The 5714-nt window shown below is 73.7% G+C and carries 5 protein-coding genes; 3 read left to right on the forward strand and 2 right to left on the reverse strand.

The features are described from left to right. Positions 1-65: 65 nt before the first annotated feature. Together HYE82_RS33580 and HYE82_RS33585 are read right to left on the reverse strand one after the other, a co-directional pair. On the reverse strand, positions 66-2015 hold the full coding sequence (locus HYE82_RS33580) for an AAA family ATPase (protein ID WP_179178001.1): 1950 nt from the start codon (positions 2013-2015) through the stop codon (positions 66-68). Between the two features lie 377 nt (positions 2016-2392). Next, a complete protein-coding gene (locus HYE82_RS33585; protein ID WP_179178002.1) occupies positions 2393-3028 on the reverse strand; it encodes a uridine kinase in 636 nt (211 codons plus the stop codon). Between the two features lie 133 nt (positions 3029-3161). Between HYE82_RS33585 and HYE82_RS33590 the strand changes: the two genes are divergently transcribed. From HYE82_RS33590 to HYE82_RS33600, 3 genes are all read left to right on the forward strand, one after another. Next, a complete protein-coding gene (locus tag HYE82_RS33590) occupies positions 3162-4658 on the forward strand; it encodes a peptidase C39 family protein (RefSeq protein ID WP_179178003.1) in 1497 nt (498 codons plus the stop codon). A 141-nt stretch (positions 4659-4799) separates the two neighbouring features. Continuing rightward, positions 4800-5219, forward strand: a complete 420-nt coding sequence (locus tag HYE82_RS33595; RefSeq protein ID WP_179178004.1) for an SPW repeat protein — start codon at positions 4800-4802, stop codon at positions 5217-5219. Positions 5220-5408: 189 nt separating this feature from the next. Continuing rightward, positions 5409-5561, forward strand: coding sequence for an SCO1431 family membrane protein (locus HYE82_RS33600; protein WP_179178005.1), 153 nt, complete (start codon positions 5409-5411; stop codon positions 5559-5561). The last annotated feature ends 153 nt before the right edge of the window (positions 5562-5714 follow it).

Raw genomic sequence — 5714 nt, forward strand, 5'->3', positions numbered from 1 at the left:
GGGTGGGGGAGTGGCTCCGCACGGCAAACGGGCCCGGCGGCGGCGGGCCGCTGGCGCGGCGGCGGTCAGAGCGGTGGGGGCGGAGCCTCCGGGCGGTCGCGGTCCGTCGGGCCGCGACCCGACAGGACCTCCCCGTACGCCTGCATCAGATCCGGCAGCCGCAGCGTCGCCAGATCCTCCCGCGAAGGCTGCCCGGGAAACCCGGCCAACCGCAGATCCCGGTACGCGCAGCTCTTCTCGTACAGTGTCCGCAGGAACCGCCCGTTCCCCAGCTCGTCGATCCACCCCTGTTCCACCACGTGCATGCTGACGCTCCGCAGCTCGTCCAGCGCCTCCTCGTCCCAGCAGTCCCCGTTCCCCTCCGCCAGGACCTCCCCGATCGCGGTCAGCTCGGCCGGACGGTAGCTGGGGAAGTCCACCCGGGTGGTGAACCGCGAGGACAGCCCGGGGTTCGTGGACAGCAGCCGGTCCATCCCCGCGGGGTAGCCGGCCAGGATGACCACCAGGTGGTCCCGGTTGTCCTCGGCCCGTTTCAGGAGCACCTGCAGCGCCTCGTCGCCGTACGCGTCGCCCTTGCTGTAGCCCGAGTTGGACAGGCTGTACGCCTCGTCCACGAACAGCACTCCGCCGATCGCCGAGTCGATCAGCTCGTTGGCCTTGACCGCGGTCTGTCCGAGGAATTCGCCGACCAGGTCGGCCCGCTGGGCCTCGACCAGGTGGTCTCCGCCGAGCAGCCCGAGCGCGTAGAACACCCGGCCGAGGATGCGTGCCACGGTCGTCTTGCCGGTGCCGGAGGGTCCGGAGAACACGAAGTGCCGCTTCGGGGGCTGCACGGGCAGTCCCTGCCCGGCCCGCAGCCGTGCCATGTGGAGCTGCGCCGACAGCGCCTTGACCTGCCGTTTGACCGGCTCCAGGCCGACCATCCGCTCCAGTTCGGCGAGTGCCTCGGCCAGCAGCTCCGGGTCCGCCGGCCCGGCCGGCAGCCCCCCGGGCGCCCCCTGCGCGGGGAGGGTCACCTTGCGCCGTACGCCTTCGCCCCGGCCGGGAGCAGGCCCCCCGAACCGCGGCCCGGGCGGTTCCGGGGCGGCGAGCGGGTCCGGCGGCTCCGGCTGTCCGTCCGCGGCGACGCCGAGGTCCGGGACGGGGCCGCCGCCCAGGGTCACCGCCGTGAAGCCGCCCGCCTGGGTCACGCCGTGTCCGCCGTACGCCTCGACGCCCGTGCCCGCGTACCCGGCGTACCCGTCGTAGTCCTCGCTGTCCTCGATCGCGGTGAGCCGCGCCGCGGTGTCCATGAACGCCGGGTCCACGCGGTGCACGGCCCGGTACAGGGGCAGCGCCGCCGCGCTGCGCCCGGTGCCCTCGTGTGCGCGGGCCAGCCAGTACCGCAGTTCCTTGCGCTGCGGCTGCTCGCTGCGGCAGCGCATCAGCGCGGTGGAGAGCATCGGCTCGGCCTGCCCGTACATCTCCAGTCGGACGCGGGCCATCCCGCCGAAGAGGCCCGCCTCGATGCCGAGCAGCGGATCGTCCACGAGCGGCTCGGTGTTCCGGACCAGCTGATCCCAGTCCTTGACGAGGTAGGCCCGGCATGCGTGCAGGAAGCGGACCTGCGGGTCGGTGTCCACGGGCGGCAGCGCGGCCAGCGCCTGGTCCAGTTCGGGCACGTGGCGGCCGTCCAGCCAGTGCGAGGCGTGGGCCAGCAGCAGGTCCCGTCGGCTTTCGAGTACCGGTTGGACCCACCAGCCCAGCCAGTACCAGGAGTTCAGGGTCCGCCGGTGCCTGGCCCGCTGCTCGCCGAAGCGTTCGCGATGGGTGTACATGCGCAATAACGCCGTCGTGGTGTCCACGCGCAGCGCGTGCAGGCCGAGCCAGGCGTCGGCCATCGAGGGATCGAGCCGGACGGCCGCCCGGAACTCCTCCTCGGCCTGCGGGTAGGCGCCCATGGTGCAGGCGTCCACGCCGCGCAGCCAGGCGAGTTCGGCCGGGGCGTGCGCACTGCCCGGCGTCCCGAAATCCATCACGTCCCCCACAAGCTGCCCCCGTGGTGCCCGGCAACCCCCGCGTCGTTTCCGCGAGTTGTCCACCGTGCCGATGAAATCAGGGCTGCATCGTACCTGCGGCAACGCACCTTACGCAGGGTGCTGCGGGGTACGGGTCCGGAGTGCCCCGGCAAGACCCGATGTGACTCAGCGTGAAGTCGCCGGGGAGGTCTGCCGGCCGCGGCGGGCTGCGGAACGGGGCCGGGGCAGAACGAAGCCCCCGATCACGGGGGAACAATCGGGGGCTTCGCGTCCGCTGCGGCCTGGAAAGACCGCGCAACCAGAACGTAAGGCCGGTGTGGGGCCCAGGTCAAGCAGGCCGGTGAACGCCTGCGCAAGCGGGTTTCCGGGGTGGCTCAGGCCCGGGGGAGTTCGTCACTTTCGGTGACGGAAGCCGTCCTTCCGGCGGTCGCTCCAGCCCCGGAAGACCACTCGTATCCCGTACTGCTCTGCCGCACCAGAGTGTCAGCGAAGGGGCGCGAAGGATCATCGGAGAAGTGCGCGAGCTCCGCGCGCTCCCATCCGTCCCAGAAATCGGACAGCCCATGCCCGTCCCGGTGCCGTCCCCGACCCCAGGACTCGGTGCGCGGCGTCTCCATCCACAGCAGCCGGGCCAGGTGCGGCCGCAGCGCGCGCCGGCCGGCCCCCACGCCCTCGACGAGCAGCACCGGGGCCGGCTCCAGGACCTGCTCGGGGCCGAAGCGCCGCGCCGTCCAGTCGTACGGGGACCAGTGGGCGGGGCGCCCGGCGGCGAGCGGCTCCAGGACCTCTGCGCGCAGCCGGTCCGGCCAGGCGAAGAGGTCCTCGTGGCTGGCCACGTCGTCCAGGTGCAGTACGGGTGCCCCGCCCAGGGCCTCGGCGAGCCGCCCGGCGAAGGTGCTCTTCCCGGACCCGGCGTGCCCGTCGATCCCGACCAGCCGTACCGGGCCGAGGGACGGGGGCAGGGCGCTGATCTCGCGGGCGAGCGGCGCGAGCGACTGCTGTGACTCCACCCGGCCAGCCTACGGCCGGCTCCGCCGCGCACGGGTTCACCCCGACACGGGCCCCGGGCGTCGCCACCCGGCTGCCGGGAACTGGAAGGGTGGAGAACCGATCCGCCTCACCGACCCACTGGGGGATTCCGCGATGACCGCACCCACACCACGCAGGACCGTCCTGGCCGTCGCCCTCGCGGCCGCCGCCGCGGCCACCGTGCCCGGCGGGAGGGCCTCGGCGGCGGCCGGGCGGCCGGGCGGCACGGCGACGCGGCCCGCCCCCGGGGCGGGCGCCGCCGGCGCCGGGACCGCCGATGCGGCCGGGGCCGCCTCCGGGGCCGCCCCCCTGCCCGGTGCGGGGGCCGGTGCAGAGGCCGGTGCAGGGGCCGGTGCCGGCAACGCAGCCCGCCCCACCGTGGACAACCGGTTCTGGTTCTCCCGCAGCCACTGGCAGGCCGGCAGCCACCAGGGCACCGCCGTCCTCGACGGCACCCGCCCCGGTCTGCGGCTCGCCGCACCGGTCGGCCGCACCGAGTACACCGACCCGCACACCGGGAAGAAGGACACCTGGGAGTACGCCGTGTGGACCTCGCCGGTGCACCGCTCGGCCGTCCCCGGGACCGAGGTCATCGCCTCCTGGAACGCCGCCACCCCCGCCGGCACCTGGATCCAGGCCGATCTCCGCGCCACCTACGGCGACGGCTCCGCAAGCCCCTGGTACGTCATGGCCCGCTGGGCCGCCGGCGACGCGGACATCCGCCGGACCTCCGTCGACGGACAGACCGACGGCCGCTCCACCGTGTGGACCGACACCCTCGCCGTCGACGCCCCCGCCCGGGCGGCCGGGCTGCGGATCGCGGCCTGGCGGCTGCGCCTCATCCTCCACCGCAGGGCCGGCGCCGCAGACGGCCCCACGGTGTGGCTGGCCGGAGCCGTGACCTCCGACGTCCCGGACCGCTTCACCGTCACCGCCTCCGCCCCTTCCGGACGCGCCCACGAGCTGAAGGTGCCGCGCTACTCGCAGGAGGTCCACGCCGGCCGCTACCCCGAGTACGACAACGGCGGCGAGGCCTGGTGCAGCCCCACCTCCTCCCAGATGGTCATCGAGTACTGGGGCCGCAAGCCCGCCGCGAAGGACCTGGAGTGGGTGAACCGCGACTACAGCGACCCGCAGGTCTGCCAGGCCGCCCGCGCCACCTACGACCACGCCTACCGGGGCTGCGGGAACTGGCCCTTCAACGCCGCCTACGCCGCCACCTACGAGGGCCTCGCCGGCGTCGTCACCCGGCTCCGCTCCCTCGCCGACCTGGAGACCCTGATCCGCTCCGGCATCCCCGTGATCACCTCGCAGTCCTTCCGCGCCGAAGAGCTCACCGGTGCGGGCTACGGCACCGCCGGCCACCTGATGACCGTCGTGGGCTTCACGGAGTCCGGCGACATCGTCGCGAACGACCCGAACTCGCCGGACAACCCGGCCGTCCGGCGCGTGTACCGGCGCCGTGAGTGGGAGGACATCTGGCTGCGCACCAAGCGCCTCAACGCCGCGGGCAAGACCGTCTCCGGCTCCGGAGGGGTCTGCTACCTCTACGCTCCGGCCCGCCCTTCCGCAGGTCAGGTCGTTGCACTCAAGGCCGTCGGGGTGCTGTGAGCGGGCCGCCCGCAGGTCCGCCCGGAAGCCCGCTGGGACGCCCGCCGAGAGGTCGCTCGTCTCCCGTTGACCTGGAGAAAGGACAAGCGCAACATAAAGCCATAAAGGGCATATAAAGTCTTTTACAGGAGGCGGCCCGCCATGACCACCCACAGCATCGAACACCACCCCGACCTCGCCGAGATGCGCTCGCGGTTCGAGCGGGTCACCAGCACACCGGCCGCCCAGGCCGTGGAGGCACTGGCCCTCGTCACGGGCCTGTACCTGGCGGCATCGCCGTGGATCGCAGGGTTCAGCGACCTCACCTCGCTGGCAGTGAACAACCTGATAGCCGGCCTGGCCTACTGCCTGTGCATGAGCGGGCTCGGCTCGGCCTACGAACGCACCCACGCCATGGCGTGGACCGCGGTCGCCATCGGAGCGTGGACGATCCTCGCCCCGTGGGTCATCTCCGGCAACGTCGACACGACCCGCACCGTGCTCAGCAACGTCATCGCGGGCGGCGTCGCCCTGCTGCTGGCCCTGGCCATGGCAGGCATGGCGGGCCGCAACCGCGCCTGATCCGTCCGTCCCCCCGGCACCGGACGCCCCGGCGCCGGGCACCGGACACCGGGCGCACCTGCACGCCGGGCCCCGGCCGCACGACGGCCGGGGTCCCCGGCTGCGTGACGGCGCCCGGCTGCGTGACGCGCGCCACCAGTGACCCTCGTCTCTACCGCGAAAGCCGCGAACGCTGGCACATTGGACGGCATGACCGCACACAGCGCCGCCCCCGCAGCCCCCCTCCGGACCCGGGTCAGCACCGGAGGCCCCAAGGACGATTCCTCCTGGCTGGAACACGTACTCGGTTGGACCCTCGTGGTGGTCGTCGCCATGTTCGTCACCCGGCTCGGCTGGCTCTGACCGCCCCGAGCCCCCACCGCACCCCGCGGCCCGGCGCCGCTTGCCGCACGCCCCGACGAGCGCGGGTCCCCGAACTCCCCTTCACCGCACGGCGGTTGCCCATCCGAGGCGCCGTGATGTGCTGAGCCCGGCCCCGGCCGCCCCGGCCGTCCC

Origin of the sequence: Streptomyces sp. BR123 (assembly GCF_013401435.1) — a bacterium.
Taxonomy (GTDB): domain Bacteria; phylum Actinomycetota; class Actinomycetes; order Streptomycetales; family Streptomycetaceae; genus Streptomyces.